The organism is Mesorhizobium sp. ArgA1, assembly GCF_053714375.1.
Map to the genome: position 1 here is coordinate 332,452 of NZ_JBSKBQ010000002.1, position 16,910 is coordinate 349,361.

The window sequence follows — 16,910 nt, forward strand, 5'->3', positions numbered from 1 at the left end:
ACCCACTTGGCTGCAAAATGCTTTACCGCTCCAGCACCAGCGACTTGCCCTCGAAGCGCGACACGCACGGCATGATCTTGCAGCCGGAGCGATGGTCTTCCTCGCTCAGCCAGTGGTCGTTGTGGATGAACTTGCCGTCATACGAGATGACGTTGGTCTCGCACTGGCCGCAGACACCGCCGCGGCAGAGATAGGGCGGATCGACGCCGGCGGCCTCGATCGCTTCGAGCAGGCTCTGCTGCTCGCCGACGCGGATGGTCTTGCCGCTGACGGCAAGTGTGACGTCGAAAGGCAGGCCGGGTTGCGGCGCCGCGAAATGCTCGTAATGCACGGTCTCCGGCGGCCAGCCGAGGCTTGCCGCACGGTCGCGCACCCAGTTGATCATGCCGGCCGGGCCGCAGACATAGAGATGCGTGCCGAGCGGCTGCGACGACAACAGCCGGTCGAGTTCGATGCGCTGGTCGAGGTCGTCGTGATAGAGCCGGATGCGGCGGCCATAGCGCTCCTGCAGCACGTCGGCATAGGTGCCGAGCGAAGCTGTGCGGCAGGTGTAGTGCAGTTCGAAATTGCCACCGGACCCGGCGAGCTGCGCGGTCTGCGCCATGAATGGCGTGATGCCGATGCCGCCGGCCAGCATCAGATGCTTCTTTGCCCTGAGGTCGAGCGAGAACAGATTGACGGGATAGCTGACCACCATCTCCAGCCCCGGCTTGACCGACCGGTGCATGAACAGCGAGCCGCCGCGGCCGACATCGTCGCGGCGCACCGAGATGGTGTATTCGCGGGTGTCGAGCGGCGAACCCATCAGTGAATAGGGATTGAGCCTGGTGAGTTCGCCATCGCGCATCTCGACCACGACATGGGCGCCGCCGGAAAAAGTCGGCAACAGTTCGCCGTCGCGGCGGCGGAAATGGAAGCGGGTAACGAGGTCGTTGACCGGGACGACATCGCTGACCACAACATCGAGCTTGGTGGTGCCGGTGCTCATGGGAAGGCCTCCTCCATGGGAGGAATTTCCGAGCGGTCCTCGGCATTGATGCACACGCCCTGGAACGCGGCGAGGCGCCGGGAATAATGATCGCGCACCAGGAGCAGCAGGCCGCAATGCGCACAGGTCGCCGGCTGCGTCGTCACATTTTCGGTGATGCCCTTGCAGTGGACACACTGCATGCGCCGCGCTAGCGAGCCGCGGTGTTCGGTCTGCATCGACGTGTGGTCGATGCCGGCTTCGAGCGCCACCTGCATGGCCTGGCCGATCAGCCCTTCGGTGCCGGCGAGGTAGAGGCGCAGGCCCATATGGGCGTTGGCCAGCGTCTGCTTCAACCGCGGCAACAGGCTGGCGAAGGACGGTGCGACGTGAAATTGCGCCGGCTTCAGCGCTTCGAGGGCTGCGACATGCTTGCCGCCCGGACCTGGAATGAAGACGATCTCGGCCCCGTCGAAGAAGCCGGGCGGCGCCGTATTTGCCGTCTCGACGATCGCCAGCGCGCCTTCCGCATCGGCGATAAACAGATGATGTTTGCCGGGTTGCGGAGACAGGGTTCCGTAAATGGGTCGGCTGATGATCGTCTTGGCTGCCATTCTCTCTTTGTGCCCTAAAATCCCTCGCTCTCGATTATGCCTCAGCCTTTCGCCGTGCGCTTGGTCTTCTTGGGATCGTCGAAGGGCAGCGGCTGCGCCGTCGCCTTGATCGATCCGCTCTTGTTGCGGATCTCGAGCTTGGTGTCCTTGACCGCGCAGTCGACGTCGAGGCGGGCGATGCCCATCGATTTCTTGACCAGCGGCGAATACATGGCGCAGGTAACCACGCCGACCTTTTTGCCGTCGCGATAGACCGGCGCGCCCTCGTCGGCCGGCTCGTTGCCGTCGAGCAGAACGCCATAGATCTTGAAGCGTTCCTTGCCCTTCAGCCGATAATGCTCCTCGGCGCCGCGGAAGCCGGTTTTGCCGGGGCTGACGGTGAAGTCGAGGCCCAGCTCCCACAGCGTGTCGCCGGGGCCTTCATTCTCGAACGGATATTTCTGCGAATTGTCGTAAGGATAGAAGAGCAAATAGCTTTCGACGCGCAGCATATCGAGCGTGGTGAAGCGACAAGGAATGATGCCGGCGCTCTTGCCCTCGTCGAGGATCCTGTCCCAGATCGTGCCCGCATCCTGGCCGCGGCAGAAGATCTCGTAGCCGCGCTCGCCGGTATAGCCGGTGCGCGAGATCATCACCGGAAAGCCGAAAAGCTGCGTCTGCATGTGATGGAAATAGTTGAGGTCGCGGATGCCCGGCACATGCTTTGAGAGATAGTCGACCGCCGTCGGCCCTTGCAGCGACAGGTCGTGCAGGTTGTCGTCGAAGCGCAGCGAGACGTCGCGGCCGACCGAGGCGCGCTGCAGTTCCTCATGGCCGGTGCCCGAACCGTGCACCACCATCCAGGCGTTCGGCCCGGTGCGGTAGAGGATACAGTCGTCGGTGAATCTGCCGGCCTCGTTCAGCATGCAGGCATAGGCCGACTTGCCGGGATAGATCTTTTCGACGTCGCGCGTTGTGGCGAGATCGATCAGATGTGAGGCATGCGGCCCGGTAATGTGGACCTTCTTCAGGCCAGAGACATCCATCAGCCCGGCCTTGGTGCGGATGGCGGTGTATTCCTCGTCGGCATCCTTGTCGTAGGTCCAGGCGGTGCCCATGCCGCTCCAGTCTTCGAGCTTCGAGCCGAGCGCGCGATGGCGATCCGCCAGGGTCGAAAATCTCCAGGATGCCGTCATGGGCCTGCCTTTCTTGTGCACAATTTTCAACGTTTCGTCGCTCTAGTAGCCCTAGGGACAGCGCGACGCCCCACGCCATATTGACTCAAAACTGCAAAAGCGCGCAATACTAAGATGCAAAAAGTTTTACTGGGAGGCAAGGAATTCAACTGAGCAGAGGGGACATAGAATGGAAGGGAATCTGAACGCTCTAACGACCATTTTCACGGAATTTTATTACTGGGTGACCATCGTCATGATGTTCCTCATCCACGTCGGTTTCTGCACATATGAAGTCGGCGTGTCGCGCCGGCGCAATCACCTGAAAACGCTTATGAAGAACGCGATGGCGATCCCGCTGGTCACCGTCACCTTCTATTTTTTCGGATGGTGGATCTACTTCGCCTTCCCGAACGGACCTGGCTTCGTTTCCGGCGGGCTGATCACGGCGCATTTCGCCGAGCCATGGAACCCGCTGATGGCTACCCATCTCTCCGGGGTCAATCCGGGCGAAACGAACGTGACGCCTGCCGACGCCCTGATCTGGCATCGGCTCAATGGCGTCTTTTGGGGGGCGTTCCTGCTGTTTTCCATCACCACCGCGTCGATCATCTCGGGCTCGATCATAGAACGCGCGCGCTCGGGTGCTTTCTGGATCGTCGCCGTGCTGATCGGCTCCGTGCTGTGGATCGTCGACGCCGCGTGGGGCTGGCACCCGCAGGGCTGGATGGTGAAGCTGTGGGGCTATCATGACGCCTATGCCTCGGGCGTCGTGCATGCGATCGCCGGCGGCGCGGCGCTTGCCTTCCTGATCGTGCTCGGGCCACGCATCGGCAAATTCAGGCCCGACGGCACGCCGCGCGACATCCCGCCCCACAATGTGTGGCTGGTGACGATCGGCCTGTTCCTGATCTACACCGGCTTCTGGGGCTTCTATGCCGCCTGCAACATTCCGCTGATAAGCCCGGCCACGATTGCCGGCCAGATCACCGGAGACACCTGGACGGCGACCAATATCTATCTGGCGCCGACCTCGCTCTCGGCAATCACCTTCAACTTCCTGATGTCGCTGTCGGGCGGAATGATGGGCGGCTACATCATCTCGAAAGGCGATCCCTACTGGACGTTTTCGATGGGACTTTGCGGGGTCATCTCCGCTTCGGCCGGCAATGACCTCTACCATCCGATCCAGGCAATGCTGATTGGCGCGATCGTACCGGCCATCTGCTACAAGCTGCACTATTTCGTCGAACGCCGCTTCAAAATCGACGATGCGGTGGGCGCCGTCGCGGTGCACGGATATGGCGGATTCCTCGGCGTCGTGGTCGCGGGCTTCATGCTGTGGGGACAGCCGTCATCGCCCTATGAAGGCTTCGCGCATATCAACCCGCTCGGCAACTTCGCCGGTGCGGTGCTGATGTTCGCGCTCGGTTTCGTGCCCACCTTGGTCGTGTGCAAGATCCTGAACAGCGTGAACCTGCTACGCGTGCCGGCGAAGGTCGAACTCGAAGGTGTCGACTTCGCCCTCAACCATGCATTCGAGGCGTCGGTCCGTGAAGTCGCCGCCGCCGAAAAAGCCATGATCAAGCAATCCTAGGGACAGGAGACTCGGATGTCGACCAATGGAATGGAAAGCTGGGCCGTCGACCTCAAGGATGTCGGCGCAATCTACCCGTTTCAGGGCTCCGAAGTCCTGATGGTGATCATCGGTCTCATCTTCTGGATCGGCTGGCATGTAATCCAGACGCGCCATGAGAATGCGGAAATCGAGGCCGACATGGCTGCCGACCGCAGCGGTGATGAAACCAGGGAGGCAATCGACCGCTACTGAGGCCATCATCCCTTCGCCTGGCGCCTCCGCGCGCCAGGCGACTTGTTTGTGATGAAAAAAACTTTCATGTAAGTTGAACTTCGTCCGTTAAGCTGGTAGCACCGAAATCCTATCCATCTTCGTTTCCCCGGAGGCTGACATGTGTGGAATCGTCGGACTGTTTTTGAAGGACAAGTCGCTTGAGCCGCAGCTCGGCTCGATGCTGTCGCAGATGCTGATCTCGCTCAGCGATCGCGGCCCCGACAGCGCCGGCATCGCCATCTATGGCGCGACGTCCAGGAACGAGGCCAAGATCACCATCCAGTCGGCCAAGCCCGATCGCGATTTCCGCGGCCTCGACGCTGAGCTTGCAAAGGCCATCGGGGCGCCGGTGAGCATTGCGGTGAAGTCGACGCATGCCGTGCTCAGGACCGCGCCCCACAAGGTCGACACCGCCCGCGAAGCGCTGCAGTCGATCCGGCCTGATGTGCGCATCATGGGCGCCGGCGAAGCGGTGGAGATCTACAAGGAAGTCGGCCTGCCGGAAGCCGTGGTCGATCGGTTCGACGTCCGCTCGATGACCGGCACGCATGGCATCGGCCATACCCGCATGGCGACGGAATCGGCCGTCACCACCATGGGCGCGCATCCGTTCTCGACCGGCGCCGACCAGTGCCTGGTGCACAATGGTTCGCTGTCCAACCACAACAATGTGCGGCGCGAACTGCGGCGCGAAGGCATGACCTTCGAGACCGAGAACGACACCGAGGTCGCCGCCGCCTACCTCTCCTCGCAGATGGCGCATGGCAAGAATCTCGGTGAAGCGCTGGAAGGCACGCTGTCGGACCTCGACGGCTTCTTCACCTTCGTCGTCGGCACCAAGAACGGTTTCGGCGTGGTGCGCGATCCGATCGCCTGCAAGCCCGCCGTCATGGCCGAGACCGACCAGTATGTCGCCTTCGGCTCGGAATATCGCGCGCTGACCAAGCTGCCCGGCATAGACAATGCGAGGGTCTGGGAACCGGAACCCGCAACCGTCTATTTCTGGGAGCATTGAGCCCATGCCGGCAACCAAACTTTCGAAGGTGGCGCAAGACCACGCCTCCAGGGTCTTCGATCTCGATGTGTCGTCTCTGCGCGAGCTCAACCAGGCGCTGCACAATCTGACGCCCGGTTCCAATGAGACAGCGTGGGAAGTGCTGCACCCGAAGGGTAGCCATTCGGTCGCCGTCGGCGTCGACCAGCCGGTCAGCATCGATGTACGCGGCAGCGTCGGATATTATTGTGCCGGCATGAATGACGGCGCCGCGATCACCGTGCACGGCTCGGCCGGCCCCGGGGTCGGCGAGAACATGATGTCGGGCTCGATAGTGATCAAGGGCGACGCCAGCCAGTATGCCGGCGCCACCGGCAAGGGTGGGCTGCTGGTCATCGAAGGCAATGCCTCGTCGCGCTGCGGTATTTCGATGAAAGGCATCGATATCGTCGTGCACGGCAATATCGGCCACATGTCGGCCTTCATGGCGCAATCGGGCAATCTGGTGGTGCTGGGTGATGCCGGCGACGCACTGGGCGATTCCATCTACGAGGCGCGGCTGTTCGTGCGCGGCAAGGTCGAGAGCCTTGGCGCCGACTGCATCGCCAAGGAGATGCGGCCCGAGCATATCGAACTCCTGCAGGGCCTGCTCGACCGCGCTGGCGTGACTGGGGTCAAGCCGTCGGAGTTCAAGCGCTACGGCTCGGCGCGCACGCTCTACAATTTCAATATCGACAACGCCGACGCGTATTGAGGCAGCATGACCTACAAGAATCCGCCGACGACGCCGCGCAAATCCGCGACTTTCGACGACTACACGCTTTCCGAGATCCGCCGCGCCGCAGCGACCGGCATTTATGACATCAGAGGCGCCGGCGCCAAACGCAAGCTGCCGCATTTCGACGATCTTCTGTTCCTCGGCGCCTCGATCTCGCGCTATCCGCTCGAAGGCTACCGCGAGCGCTGCGACACGTCAGTCGTGCTGGGCTCGCGCCATGCCAAGAAGCCGATCGAACTGAAAATCCCGATCACGGTCGCCGGCATGAGCTTCGGCTCGCTCTCCGGCCCCGCCAAGGAAGCGCTCGGCCGCGGCGCGACGCTCTCCGGCACCTCGACCACCACCGGCGACGGCGGCATGACCGAGGAGGAGCGCGGACATTCCCAGACGCTGGTCTATCAGTACCTGCCGTCGCGCTACGGCATGAACCCGCGTGACCTGCGCCGCGCCGATGCGATCGAAGTGGTTGTCGGCCAGGGCGCCAAGCCCGGTGGCGGCGGCATGCTGCTCGGCCAGAAGATTTCCGACCGCGTCGCCGAAATGCGCACGCTGCCGAAGGGCATCGACCAGCGCTCGGCCTCGCGTCATCCCGACTGGACCGGACCGGACGATCTCGAGATCAAGATCCTCGAACTGCGCGAAATCACCGACTGGGAAAAGCCGATCTACGTCAAGGTCGGCGGCGCCCGCCCCTATTATGACACTGCGCTCGCGGTCAAGGCGGGTGCCGATGTCGTCGTCGTCGACGGCATGCAGGGCGGCACCGCGGCGACGCAGGAAGTGTTCATCGAAAATGTCGGCCAGCCGACGCTTGCCTGCATCAGGCCGGCGGTGCAGGCGCTGCAGGATCTCGGCATGCACCGCAAGGTACAGCTGATCGTGTCGGGCGGCATCCGCAACGGGGCCGATGTCGCCAAGGCGCTGGCGCTCGGCGTCGACGCGGTGTCGATCGGCACGGCGGCGCTGGTTGCGCTCGGCGACAACGATCCGCGCTGGGAGGCGGAGTACAATGCGCTCGGCACCACCGCCGGCGCCTATGACGACTGGCATGAGGGCCGCGACCCCGCGGGCATCACCACGCAGGACCCCGAGCTGATGAAGCGGGTCGATCCGATCGCCGCCGGACGGCGGCTGGCCAATTACCTGAAGGTGATGACGCTCGAGGCCCAAACGATTGCCCGCGCGTGCGGCAAAAACAGCCTGCACAATCTCGAGCCCGAGGATCTCGTCGCGCTCACCATCGAAGCCGCCGCCATGGCCGGCGTGCCGCTTGCCGGCACCAACTGGATACCGGGGAAGAACGGCTTCTGACAAAGACTACCCAGATCACATAAGCGAGGAACTATAATGGGGAACGATCTCGCCGCATTCGCCAAAGAGAACGGCGTCAAATATTTCATGATTTCCTACACCGACCTGTTCGGTGGCCAGCGTGCCAAGCTGGTGCCGGCACAGGCGATCGCCGACATGCAGAAGGACGGCGCCGGCTTTGCCGGTTTCGCCACCTGGCTGGACCTGACGCCGGCGCATCCCGATATGCTCGCGGTGCCGGACCCGGACTCGGCCATCCAGTTGCCGTGGAAGCGCGATGTCGCCTGGGTCGCCGCCAATTGCATCATGGACGACAAGGAAGTCGAGCAGGCGCCGCGCAACACGTTGAGGCGGCTGATTGCCGAAGCGGCCACCGACGGCATGCACGTCAAGACCGGCGTCGAGGCCGAGTTCTTCCTGATCTCGCCGGACGGCAGCGTCATCTCCGACAAATACGATACGGCCTCGAAACCCTGCTACGACCAGCAGGCGGTGATGCGCCGCTACGATGTCATCGCCGAGATCTGCGACCACATGCTGGCGCTGGGATGGGGCCCCTACCAGAACGACCACGAGGACGCCAACGGCCAGTTCGAGATGAACTGGGCCTTCGACGATGTGCTGGCGACCGCCGACAAGCATTCTTTCTTCAAGTTCATGGTCAAGTCCGTCGCCGAAAAGCACGGGCTGCGCGCGACCTTCATGCCAAAACCCTTCCAGGGCCTGACCGGCAATGGCTGCCATGCCCATATTTCGGTGTGGGACAAGGCAGGCAAGACCAACGTCTTTGCCGACAATTCCATGGACCTCGGCCTGTCGGCCAAGGGCAGGAACTTCCTCGGCGGCATCATGAAGCATGCCTCGGCGCTTGCCGCGATCACCAACCCGACGGTCAATTCCTACAAGCGCATCAACGCACCGCGCACCATTTCGGGCGCCACCTGGGCGCCGAACACGGTGACCTGGACCGGCAACAACCGCACCCATATGGTGCGCGTACCCGGCCCCGGCCGCTTCGAACTACGCCTGCCGGATGGCGCCGCCAACCCCTATCTCTTGCAAGCGGTGATCATCGCGGCCGGCCTCGATGGCATCCGCTCCAAGGCCGATCCCGGCAAGCGCTACGACATCGACATGTACCAGCATGGCCATACGGTGAAGGGCGCGCCGAAGCTACCGCTCAACCTGCTCGACGCGCTGCGCGAATACGACAAGGACAAATCGCTCAAGGCGGCGCTGGGTGAGGAATTCTCGTCGGCTTACCTAAAGCTGAAGCACCAGGAATGGAATTCCTATGCTTCGCACTTCACGCAATGGGAGCGCGACCACACGCTGGACATCTGATGTCCGGCGTGGGGCGAGCGGCCTCGGAATGACCTGATGAAATATTCGATCTTCTCGCTCGCCCGCGCCGCCCGTTCCGGCCACAAGAACTGGCAGCGCACCTGGCGCGACGCCAGCCCGAAAGATCACTATGATGTGGTGATCATCGGCGGCGGCGGCCACGGGCTCGCCGCCGCCTGGTTTCTCGCCAGCGAGTTCGGCATCAAGAATGTCGCCGTGCTGGAAAAGGGCTGGATCGGCTCCGGCAATGCCGGCCGCAACACCACCATCATCCGCTCCAATTACGGCCTGCCCGGCAATACCGGCTTCTACGAATTGTCGATGAAGCTGTGGGAGCGGATGGAGCAGGACCTCAACTACAATTCGATGGTCAGCCAGCGCGGCATCGTCAATCTCTACCATTCCGACGCGCAGCGCGACGCCTATGCAAGGCGGGGCAACACCATGCGCATCAACGGCATCGATGCCGAGCTGCTCGATCAGGCGGGGCTTCGCAAAATGATGCCGTTCCTGAATTTCGAGAACGCACGCTTTCCCGTGCAGGGCGGCCTGTTGCAGCGCCGTGCCGGCACGGCGCGCCACGACGCGGTGGTCTGGGGCTATGCCCATGCCGCGAGCGAACTTGGCGTCGACATCATCCAGAATTGCGAAGTCACCGGCTTCGTGCGTGACGGCAACGGCAAGGTGACCGGCGTCGAGACCTCACGCGGCAAGATCGGCGCCGGCAAGGTCGGGATGGCGGTTGCCGGTTCTTCCTCGCGCGTCGCTTCGATGGCGGGCCTGCGCTTGCCGATCGAAAGCCACGTCCTGCAAGCCTTCGTCTCCGAGGCGATCAAACCGCTCATCCCCGGTGTCATGACTTTCGGCGCCGGCCATTTCTATGTCAGCCAGTCGGACAAGGGGGGGCTGGTCTTCGGCGGCGACATTGACGGCTACAATTCCTACGCCCAGCGCGGCAACATGCCGGTGATGGAAGATGTCTGCGAAGGCGGCATGGCGCTGATCCCGATGATCGGACGCGTGCGGCTTTTGCGCCAATGGGGCGGCATCATGGACATGTCGATGGACGGCTCGCCGATCATCGACAAGACGCCGGTCGACGGGCTCTACCTCAACGCCGGCTGGTGTTATGGCGGCTTCAAGGCGACGCCGGGCTCGGGCTTTGTCTTTGCCCATCTGCTGGCGCGCGATGAGACGCACAAGGAAGCCGCACGGTTCCGCCTCGACCGCTTCCAGCGCGGCGCCATGATCGACGAAAAGGGCGTGGGCGCCCAACCGAACCTGCACTGAGGGCGGCGAGATGCGGATTGTCTGTCCTTTCTGCGGCGAACGTGAACTCGGCGAGTTCACCTATCTCGGCGACGCCAAGCCACAACGGCCGGCGGCGGGAGCCGGCGAGGATGCCGTCTACGATTATGTCTATCTGCGCGACAACATCGCCGGCGTGATGAGCGAGAACTGGTACCATGGCGGCGGCTGCCGCTCCTGGCTGAAGGTCACCCGCAACACGCTGACGCATGAGATTTCGGCGGTTGAGCCGGCTGCAGGCGCTGGTGCTGCAAAGGTTGGCGCGTGATGGCCGGCGCGCAGACAAACCGGCTGGACAATGGCGGGCTCATCGACCGCTCGGCGCCGCTCAACTTCCGCTTCGACGGCAAGACTTTCCAAGGCTTCCAGGGCGACACGCTGGCATCGGCGCTGGTCGCCAACGGCGTCAAGCTGGTCGGGCGCTCGTTCAAGTACCACCGCCCGCGCGGCATTCTCACCGCCGGTTCGGAAGAGCCCAACGCGCTGGTCGAACTGCGCACCGGAGCACGGCGCGAGGCCAACACCAAGGCGACGACGGCGGAGCTCTATGATGGGCTCGAAGCTGCCAGCCAGAACCGCTGGCCGTCGCTCAACTTCGACGTGATGTCGGTGAACCAGCTGTTCGCGCCGATCTTCGTCGCCGGCTTCTACTACAAGACCTTCATGTGGCCGGCGAAATTCTGGGAGATGATCTACGAGCCGGCGATCCGCCGCGCCGCCGGTCTCGGCCGCGCGGCGGTCACCCCCGATCCCGATCACTACGACAAGGCCTGGGCGCATTGCGATGTGGTGATCGCCGGCTCCGGTCCGGCCGGTCTCGCGGCAGCTCTGGCCGCCGGCCGCAGCGGCGCCCGCGTCATCCTGTGCGAAGAGGATTTTGTCCCCGGCGGCCGCCTGCTGTCGGATGGCGGCACGATCGAAGGGCTGCCGGCAGCGGAGTGGCTGGCGCGCACGCTGGCCGAGCTAGGCTCGATGCCGGATGTGCGCATCATGACGCGCACGACTTTGTTCGGCGTCTATGACGGCGGCACCTATGGCGCGATCGAACGCGTCAACGACCATCTGCCGACGCCGCCCGAGCACCAGGTGCGGCAGCGGCTGTGGCGGATCGTGGCCAAGCGCTGCGTCGTCGCGGCTGGCGCGATCGAGCGTCCCATCGTCTTCGCCGGCAACGACACGCCCGGCGTGATGATGGCATCCGCCATGCGGACCTATGTCTCACGCTATGCCGCCACGCCGGCAAAGCGCATCGCGCTGTTCACCAACAATGAGGATGGCTGGCGCACGGTCGAGACCGCACTCGCTGCCGGCCTGCAGATCGCCGCGGTGATCGACGCGCGCAGTGACGTCTCGCCCGCCCATCGCTCGCTCGCCTCCAAAAACGGCTTCACCGTGCTGCATGGCGCTGTCAGCGGCGTCGACGGCGGCAAGGACGGGGTGCGCAAGATTTCGGTGTCGCTGACCGGAGGCGCGCGGGCCGAGGTCGAGGCCGATGCGCTCGCAATGTCGGGCGGCTGGAACCCGGCGGTCGGGCTCACCTCCTACCATCGCGGCCGACCGAAATGGCGCGACGATATCGCGGCGTTTGTGCCGGACGGCGCGCCTCCCGGCATGGTCGCTGCAGGTGCGGCCAACGGCGCCTTCGGGCTCGGCGCCTGCCTGAACCAAGGTTTTGCCGCCGGCGCCGCGGCCGCGCGTGACGCGGGACGCACCGCCAACGCGGGCTCCGCACCTGTCGCTAATGACGAGGCGTTCTCGCTGACGCCGCTCTGGCATGTCGCCGGCAAGGGAAAAGCCTTTGTCGACCAGCAGCATGACGTCACGGCGTCCGACATCGAGCTGGCGCAGCGCGAGGGCTTTGAATCGGTCGAGCATCTGAAGCGCTACACGACGCTCGGCATGGCGACCGATCAGGGCAAGACCTCCAACGTCACCGGCCTTGCCATCATGGCGGCGGTATCAGGAAAATCCATTCCCGAGACCGGCACGACCATCTACCGCCCGCCATACGTGCCCGTTGCCATCGGCGCCTTTGCCGGCCACCATCGCGACGAGAATTTTCATGCGACGCGGCTGACGCCCTCGCATCACTGGGCCGCCGAACAGGGTGCGATCTTCGTCGACACCGGCCTGTGGAAGCGCGCGCAATGGTATCCGCGCGCCGGCGAAAAGGACTGGCTGGAATCCGTCACCCGCGAGGTCAGGGCAGTGCGCTCGGGCGTCGGCTTCTGCGACGTCTCGACGCTCGGCAAGATCGACGTGCATGGCCCGGATGCCGCCGCCTTCCTCGACCGCGTCTACATCAACACCTTCTCCAGTCTCGCCGTCGGCAAGGCCCGCTACGGGCTGATGCTGCGCGAGGACGGCCTGGTCTATGATGACGGCACCACCTCGCGGCTGGCCGAAGACCATTATTTCCTCACCACCACCACCGCCAAGGCCGGGCTGGTGATGCAACACCTCGAATTCTGCCGGCAGGTGCTGTTTCCCGAACTCGACGTGCAGTTGACCTCGGTCTCCGACCAGTGGGCGCAATTCTCCATCGCCGGACCGAAGACACGTGACCTGCTGAAGGAAATCGTCGACCCGGCCGAAGACCTCACCAACGAAGGTTTCCCCTTCATGGGCGCGCGCGAAGTCGCGCTGCGCGGTGGCATCAAGGCGCGGCTGTTCCGCATCTCGTTCTCCGGCGAGATGGCGTTCGAGATTTCGGTGCCGGCGCGCTATGGCGAGGCGATGGCGCGCAATCTAATGATTGCCGGCAAGCCATTCGGCGTGACGCCCTACGGCACTGAAGCTTTGGGCGTCATGCGCATCGAAAAGGGCCATGTCGCCGGACCGGAACTGAGCGGCACGACGACTGCGGCCGATCTCGGTCTCGGCAAGATGATGTCGACCAAGAAGGATTTCATCGGCCGCGTCATGGCCGGCCGCGAGGCGCTGGTGGCGCCGGACCGGCAGGTCGTGGTCGGCATCAAGCCGGTCGACAAGGCGCGGCGGCTGCGCTCCGGCGCGCATATCATCCCGAAGGGGCAGACGCCCGGGCCGGACAACGACCAGGGCTACGTCACCTCGGTCTGCTTCTCGCCGACGCTCGACCAGTGGATCGGGCTCGGCCTTGTCGAACGCGGCCGCGAGCGCATCGGCGAGATCGTCCATGCGCACGATCCGCTTCGCGGCGAGGATTACGATGTCGAACTCTGCAATCCCGTCTTCTACGATCCGGATGGAGGGCGCCAGCGTGGCTGAGTTTTCCTGGGATGTTCGTAGCCCAATCGACCGGGCTCTTGTTGTCGGGCCTTACGGTGCGCAAGGCGATGCCGGCGTGTCGCTGATCGAGATCCGCAATTTCGACCTGGTGCAGGTGATGGCGCGGCGTGGCAAGGCGGCTGACATGGCCGGGGCCGCGAAGGCGCGCTTCGGTGTGGCGGCTCCAGACACGCCTGAGGCTGTGCAGACACCGGATGCGACGCTGATATGGTCGGGACCCGATCAGTTCTTCGTGCTGTCGAAGGGCGGCAAGCACACGACTGAAGCACTCGCCCAGGCGTTTGCATCTTCTGCGTCGCTGTCGGACCAATCGCATGCGCGCGTGCTGATCAGTATTTCGGGCACCAAGGCGCGGACGATGCTGGCCAAGCTGTCGTCGATTGATTTGCATCCGGACGTGTTCCCCGTTGGTGCTGCGGCGGCAACGTCAATGGACCACACCAGCGTCACGCTCTGGCGCGGCGGAGATCGCGATGGGCAGGCGGTGTTCAATCTGCTTGTGTTCGCGACTTTCGCGGAGAGCTTGTGGCATACGATACTCGACTCGGCAGCGGAGTATGGCGTGACGATCGCGCATTCCGAGGCGTTGGCGTAAAGGCGCGCCCTTCCCTTCTCCCCCTGTGGGAGAAGGGAAGAAGCGCGCTTCACCTTGCCAAACGCGATCCCCCTGCTATTCTCCCTGCTAAAATAATTTTACACACAGGCAAACTTGTTTCTCGAACCGCAAGGCTGAAATGAGCCAGTCGCCCTACCCCACAGTGACAGCCGGACCGCCCAGGCCAAGCCTCATCCTGAGGCCCGGCCAGATCGCGCTGCCACCGGGCATGGAGCGCTACACGATCCAGGGCAATGGCGCGGTGCTGATCGACGTTGAGGCCGGCGATATGATCACCGTGCGCAATGTCGAGGGCGGCCAGGCTTGCGAATTGCTGGCCTGGGACAGCAGCGGCGCGACCGATCCCGGCATCCTCGGCGAAAAATCCAACAGCAATGCCGCAGGGATCAGGGCGCTGTTGGCCGAGGGTGACGACAGCCTCGCTTCCGTGCGCCGCGGCCTCGAACGCCGGCGGGTGCAACTTGATCAGCCCAAGGCGATGCGCGTGTTCGGCGGCGCGACGCCTGCCGGCACGGAACAGGCGTTCACCGTCGCGCGCGACGGCGGCTTGCTGATTGCGGCGCCCGGCGGACCGATGCTGGTCGATGGCCATGACACAGCGACGCCGCTCACCGTCATCGTGCGCCGCGCCACGATCCGCCTGAAATCGAAGTCGCAGCTCGGCGACCCGCTCGCCGATCCGGTGCTCGACCTGCGCGTCCATTCGGCGACGGCGGAGTCCTACTTCGTCAAGGCTGGCGACTATTTGCAGATCATCGACGTCGACGGCCGCCAGTGCACCGACTTCCAGTGCTTCTCGGCGCGCAAGCTGGACAAGGGGCTCGATCATCCGCTCGACGTGACGACGACGCGCACGCTGATGGGATCGAGCTATCCGATGCCAGGCCTGCATTCGAAATATTACGACCAGGACATGGAGCCGCTGGTCGAGGTGGTGCAGGACACGTGCGGCCGGCACGACGCTTTCGCACTCGCGTGTGCGGCCAAATATTACGACGACATCGGCTATCCCGGCCACACCAACTGCTCGGAGAACTTTAATCGCGCGCTTTCAGACAAGGGCGTCAATGCCCGCGCCGGCTGGATGGCAATCAACTTTTTCTTCAACACGGCGATCGATGCCCATGGCGTGATGGTGTCGGACGAGCCATGGTCGCGAGCCGGCGACTATGTGCTGCTCAGGGCGCTGACCGACATCGTCTGTGTCTCCTCCGCCTGCCCCGACGACACGACGCCCGCCAATGGCTGGGATCTCACCGACATCCATGTGCGCACCTATTCCGGCCAGCACAAATTCTCGCGCGCGATCGCCAGACGCATGACGCCCGATTCGGAACCCAAAATGACCCGAGAGACCGCTTTCCATTCGAGCTTTGCCAAGCACACCCGCAATTTCGCCGAGTACAGGGGCTATTGGCTCGCCAATTCCTTCGCCAAGGAGGGGCCGATCGCCGAATACTGGGCTTGCCGGCAGGACGCCGTCATCATGGACCTGTCGCCGCTGCGCAAGTTCGAGGTCACCGGGCCGGATTCCGAAGCGCTGCTGCAATACACGCTGACCCGCGACGTCAAGAAACTCGGCGTCGGCCAGGTCGTCTATTCCGCCATGTGCTACGAGCATGGCGGCATGATCGACGACGGCACGCTGCTGCGGCTCGGCAAGGACAATTTCCGCTGGGTCGGCGGCGACGATCTGTCCGGCGAATGGCTGCGCGAGACGGCGAAGAAACTTGGCCTCAACGTGCTGGTGCGCTCATCCACCGACCAGATGCACAATGTCGCCGTGCAAGGGCCGAGGAGCCGCGACATTTTGCGAGAAGTGATCTGGACCTCGCCGTTGCAACCCTCGATCGACGAGCTCGAATGGTTCCGCTTTGCCGTCGCGCGCATCGGCGGCGGCAACGGCATCCCGGTGGTGGTCTCGCGCACCGGCTATACAGGCGAGCTTGGCTACGAGATCTGGTGCCATCCGCGCGACGCCGAGAAAGTCTTCGACGCCATCTGGGAAGCCGGCCAGCCGCATGGGCTGAAGCCGATGGGCCTGCAGGCGCTCGACATGGTCCGCATCGAGGCCGGGCTGATCTTCGCCGGTTACGAGTTTTCCGACCAGACCGATCCGTTCGAGGCCGGCATCGGCTTCACCGTGCCCTTGAAGACCAAGACCGACGACTTCATCGGCCGCGAGGCGCTGATCCGGCGCAAGGAACACGCGCAGCACAAACTGGTCGGGCTCGACATAGACAGCAATGCTGCTGTCGGCCACGGCGATTGCGTCCATGTCGGCCGTGCCCAGATCGGTGTCGTCACCTCGGGCATGCGCTCGCCGGTGCTGAACAAGAACATTGCGCTGGCCAGGCTCGACGTCACCCATGCGGCCATTGGCACCGAGGTCGAGATCGGCAAGCTCGACGGCCATGCCAAGCGGCTGCCCGCGAAGGTGGTGGCCTTCGCCCACTACGATCCGCAAAAGACCAAGCCACGCTCCTGAACGCCCCTTCAGGATCGAACAAAACTGCTTCGCCGGCTGTTACCGGCGGCCCCTCCGATCCATGTTTCGCAAGCGTGATGTGCATGACATCACAAATCGCTTGACGTGAAAGCGCGCCGGATCAATCTTCACTGTTAAGAAAAAAATACGACTGAGTGGAAACACCGATGTCGCGGCAATGATGGGTCGGGGAGAAGCTTCGCGACAGTCGAGG

At 63.7% G+C, this 16,910-nt stretch carries 14 protein-coding genes; 11 read left to right on the top strand and 3 right to left on the bottom strand.

All coding sequences use genetic code 11. The annotated features are described in order from the left end of the window. Positions 1-22 precede the first annotated feature (22 nt). The 3 genes from ACWGTI_RS08950 to ACWGTI_RS08960 are packed head-to-tail and all read right to left on the bottom strand — an operon-like array spanning position 23 to position 2,756. The gene (locus ACWGTI_RS08950) at positions 23-988 is read right to left on the bottom strand and encodes a PDR/VanB family oxidoreductase (protein ID WP_454586766.1); all 966 of its coding nucleotides are present in this window, start codon (positions 986-988) and stop codon (positions 23-25) included. After that, entirely contained in the window at positions 985-1,581 is a 597-nt protein-coding gene (locus tag ACWGTI_RS08955; RefSeq protein WP_454586767.1) for a dimethylamine monooxygenase subunit DmmA family protein, read from the bottom strand. The genes ACWGTI_RS08950 and ACWGTI_RS08955 overlap by 4 nt, the downstream gene beginning before the upstream one ends. A 41-nt stretch (positions 1,582-1,622) precedes the next feature. Next, positions 1,623-2,756 carry an aminomethyltransferase family protein gene (locus ACWGTI_RS08960; protein WP_454586768.1) on the bottom strand — a complete coding sequence of 378 codons (1,134 nt, stop codon included), beginning with the start codon at positions 2,754-2,756 and terminating at the stop codon, positions 1,623-1,625. 169 nt (positions 2,757-2,925) lie between these two features. On the opposite strand from ACWGTI_RS08960, the gene ACWGTI_RS08965 reads away from it, so the two are divergent. The 11 genes from ACWGTI_RS08965 (at position 2,926) to ACWGTI_RS09015 (ending at position 16,696) form a co-directional block, all read left to right on the top strand. Then, the gene (locus tag ACWGTI_RS08965; protein ID WP_454586769.1) at positions 2,926-4,332 is read left to right on the top strand and encodes an ammonium transporter; all 1,407 of its coding nucleotides are present in this window, start codon (positions 2,926-2,928) and stop codon (positions 4,330-4,332) included. A 15-nt stretch (positions 4,333-4,347) separates the two neighbouring features. Next, positions 4,348-4,566, top strand: coding sequence for a hypothetical protein (locus ACWGTI_RS08970; RefSeq protein WP_454586770.1), 219 nt, complete (start codon positions 4,348-4,350; stop codon positions 4,564-4,566). A 139-nt stretch (positions 4,567-4,705) separates the two neighbouring features. Then, positions 4,706-5,602: a class II glutamine amidotransferase gene (locus tag ACWGTI_RS08975; protein ID WP_454586771.1), complete on the top strand. Its 897-nt coding sequence runs from the start codon at positions 4,706-4,708 to the stop codon at positions 5,600-5,602. A gap of 4 nt (positions 5,603-5,606) precedes the next feature. Next, a complete protein-coding gene (locus ACWGTI_RS08980) occupies positions 5,607-6,335 on the top strand; it encodes a GltB/FmdC/FwdC-like GXGXG domain-containing protein (RefSeq protein ID WP_454586772.1) in 729 nt (242 codons plus the stop codon). Positions 6,336-6,341: 6 nt separating this feature from the next. After that, positions 6,342-7,670: an FMN-binding glutamate synthase family protein gene (locus ACWGTI_RS08985; protein WP_454573664.1), complete on the top strand. Its 1,329-nt coding sequence runs from the start codon at positions 6,342-6,344 to the stop codon at positions 7,668-7,670. A gap of 36 nt (positions 7,671-7,706) precedes the next feature. Next, positions 7,707-9,014 carry a type III glutamate--ammonia ligase gene (glnT, locus tag ACWGTI_RS08990; RefSeq protein ID WP_454586773.1) on the top strand — a complete coding sequence of 436 codons (1,308 nt, stop codon included), beginning with the start codon at positions 7,707-7,709 and terminating at the stop codon, positions 9,012-9,014. A 36-nt stretch (positions 9,015-9,050) separates the two neighbouring features. Then, entirely contained in the window at positions 9,051-10,304 is a 1,254-nt protein-coding gene (locus ACWGTI_RS08995) for a sarcosine oxidase subunit beta family protein (RefSeq protein ID WP_454586774.1), read from the top strand. A gap of 10 nt (positions 10,305-10,314) precedes the next feature. Further along, complete coding sequence (locus tag ACWGTI_RS09000; RefSeq protein ID WP_454586775.1) at positions 10,315-10,590, top strand: sarcosine oxidase subunit delta; 276 nt, start codon at positions 10,315-10,317, stop codon at positions 10,588-10,590. After that, the gene (locus ACWGTI_RS09005) at positions 10,590-13,571 is read left to right on the top strand and encodes a sarcosine oxidase subunit alpha (RefSeq protein WP_454586776.1); all 2,982 of its coding nucleotides are present in this window, start codon (positions 10,590-10,592) and stop codon (positions 13,569-13,571) included. The genes ACWGTI_RS09000 and ACWGTI_RS09005 overlap by 1 nt, the downstream gene beginning before the upstream one ends. Beyond that, a complete protein-coding gene (locus tag ACWGTI_RS09010) occupies positions 13,564-14,187 on the top strand; it encodes a sarcosine oxidase subunit gamma (protein ID WP_454586914.1) in 624 nt (207 codons plus the stop codon). The genes ACWGTI_RS09005 and ACWGTI_RS09010 overlap by 8 nt, the downstream gene beginning before the upstream one ends. Positions 14,188-14,326: 139 nt before the next feature. Then, positions 14,327-16,696, top strand: a complete 2,370-nt coding sequence (locus tag ACWGTI_RS09015) for a DUF1989 domain-containing protein (protein ID WP_454586777.1) — start codon at positions 14,327-14,329, stop codon at positions 16,694-16,696. The last annotated feature ends 214 nt before the right edge of the window (positions 16,697-16,910 follow it).

Coding starts and splice junctions, on each gene's coding strand:
- ACWGTI_RS08950 (WP_454586766.1), bottom strand. CDS start 988: ATGAGCACCGGCACCACCAAGCTCGATGTTGTGGTCAGCGATGTCGTC.
- ACWGTI_RS08955 (WP_454586767.1), bottom strand. CDS start 1,581: ATGGCAGCCAAGACGATCATCAGCCGACCCATTTACGGAACCCTGTCT.
- ACWGTI_RS08960 (WP_454586768.1), bottom strand. CDS start 2,756: ATGACGGCATCCTGGAGATTTTCGACCCTGGCGGATCGCCATCGCGCG.
- ACWGTI_RS08965 (WP_454586769.1), top strand. CDS start 2,926: ATGGAAGGGAATCTGAACGCTCTAACGACCATTTTCACGGAATTTTAT.
- ACWGTI_RS08970 (WP_454586770.1), top strand. CDS start 4,348: ATGTCGACCAATGGAATGGAAAGCTGGGCCGTCGACCTCAAGGATGTC.
- ACWGTI_RS08975 (WP_454586771.1), top strand. CDS start 4,706: ATGTGTGGAATCGTCGGACTGTTTTTGAAGGACAAGTCGCTTGAGCCG.
- ACWGTI_RS08980 (WP_454586772.1), top strand. CDS start 5,607: ATGCCGGCAACCAAACTTTCGAAGGTGGCGCAAGACCACGCCTCCAGG.
- ACWGTI_RS08985 (WP_454573664.1), top strand. CDS start 6,342: ATGACCTACAAGAATCCGCCGACGACGCCGCGCAAATCCGCGACTTTC.
- glnT (WP_454586773.1), top strand. CDS start 7,707: ATGGGGAACGATCTCGCCGCATTCGCCAAAGAGAACGGCGTCAAATAT.
- ACWGTI_RS08995 (WP_454586774.1), top strand. CDS start 9,051: ATGAAATATTCGATCTTCTCGCTCGCCCGCGCCGCCCGTTCCGGCCAC.
- ACWGTI_RS09000 (WP_454586775.1), top strand. CDS start 10,315: ATGCGGATTGTCTGTCCTTTCTGCGGCGAACGTGAACTCGGCGAGTTC.
- ACWGTI_RS09005 (WP_454586776.1), top strand. CDS start 10,590: ATGGCCGGCGCGCAGACAAACCGGCTGGACAATGGCGGGCTCATCGAC.
- ACWGTI_RS09015 (WP_454586777.1), top strand. CDS start 14,327: ATGAGCCAGTCGCCCTACCCCACAGTGACAGCCGGACCGCCCAGGCCA.